Source organism: Rhizobium sp. BR 315 (genome assembly GCF_050577975.1).
GTDB classification, from domain to species: domain Bacteria; phylum Pseudomonadota; class Alphaproteobacteria; order Rhizobiales; family Rhizobiaceae; genus Rhizobium; species Rhizobium miluonense.
This window is the reverse complement of sequence record NZ_JARWKZ010000132.1, coordinates 1-1,260: the sequence shown is the minus strand read 5'-3', so window position 1 is coordinate 1,260 and position 1,260 is coordinate 1. Positions and strand designations below refer to the sequence as shown.

The following is a 1,260-nucleotide window of genomic DNA, read 5'->3' as shown; positions in this document are numbered from 1 at the left end:
GTCATCGCGGCCTGTCGCAAAGCCGGCCAGACGCCGCCGAAGTTCTGATTGCGTCTCACAGTGGACATGTCTCGTCGCGCAGCGACGATTGTCCTCGGTTCGGGTACGGGAACTGTCGGCAGCGGCAGCGTTTTCCCGGATTAGTCAAGGAGGCCACAGAAAAATCATGGAACGAGTGCTCGCAGCCGAATCGACTTGTGATTGCGGCGTTGCGTGGACTTTTCTCTGACGGCTCCGGGTTTGCGATCAATACCCTCCGGCATCCGTCAAACTTTGCGCGAAGCTTCTCCTGAACGAATGTCGATCGTCTCCTGTTTAGCTTGCAGCTCGACGATGCGGAGGCCCCGAGGTTCTGATCGAGCTTGGAAGGCGTGAGCTCGATCCGCGTTCCTTCGCTTAACAGCGTCGGCATCCCGAATTGATCATTTCGCGGCTCAATGGCCGGCCTGCCGGTTTCCACTGTCAACGCTTCGACGCACACCTCGCGATGTGCCCCGCATGACTCGGGGTCAGAGTGATTCGCCACTTCTTCTCCGTATTGAACCTTCATCAACTATCTTTCATCGGCTTTGCAGCCGCACTAAGCGCTCATTTCCATGCGCCTTTTCTCGTTGATGCCTCTGCCGCATGAAGTGTCCATTAAAAATAGGTGGACACCAAATATGAGTGACGAAGAGCAGAAACTGCGTGTGCGGCATGTGGGGCGCGATGGTCGACGCCGCTACGATCCAGGATCAAAGGCGCGGCTTGTTGCGGCCTGCCTTGAACCTGGTGTGTCGATATCCGGCCTTGCGCTTACGCATGGGATCAATGCCAACCTACTGCGCAAGTGTGTCAAGGAGGCCAGGGAGTCTGGCTCCCTGGCGGTATCTCCACGCTCGGCGTTTATCCCGGTCGTGGCAGTAGACGGCAGCCTGCCTGTCGGGACCTGCTCGCTGGATATGTCGGTCACGTGTGATGAAGAACAACGAGCATCACTGGAGAAGACGGGCCATCCGTCAGGTTTATCCGAAATCAGCGCATTGCTGCCAAACGGCGTGAAGCTTTCGCTGGAATGCAGAGATGTGGATGGGTTGACGGCTGTCATTGGAGCATTGGGCCATGTTCAGACTGGACGCTGATCTCAAGGTCTACCTGCACCGCGAACCGATCGACTTCCGCGCCGGCATCAACAGCCTTGCGGTCCTAGTGCAGGAGACGATGGAGCTCGACCCGTTTGCGCCTGCGGTCTTTGCCTTTTGCAATCGCCGCCGTGACCGG

At 57.7% G+C, this 1,260-nt stretch carries 3 protein-coding genes; all 3 read left to right on the top strand.

The genetic code is table 11. From position 1 onward, the window contains the following. A partial coding sequence (locus QD409_RS35345) for a hypothetical protein (RefSeq protein WP_430765024.1) occupies nt 1-293 on the top strand: 293 nt, incomplete at its 5' end. A 369-nt stretch (nt 294-662) separates the two neighbouring features. Next, nucleotides 663-1,121 carry an IS66-like element accessory protein TnpA gene (tnpA, locus tag QD409_RS35340; RefSeq protein ID WP_243016892.1) on the top strand — a complete coding sequence of 153 codons (459 nt, stop codon included), beginning with the start codon at nt 663-665 and terminating at the stop codon, nt 1,119-1,121. Beyond that, nucleotides 1,102-1,260 (top strand): IS66 family insertion sequence element accessory protein TnpB (tnpB, locus tag QD409_RS35335; protein WP_430765025.1); only part of this gene is annotated, 159 nt, incomplete at its 3' end. The genes tnpA and tnpB, both read left to right, overlap by 20 nt.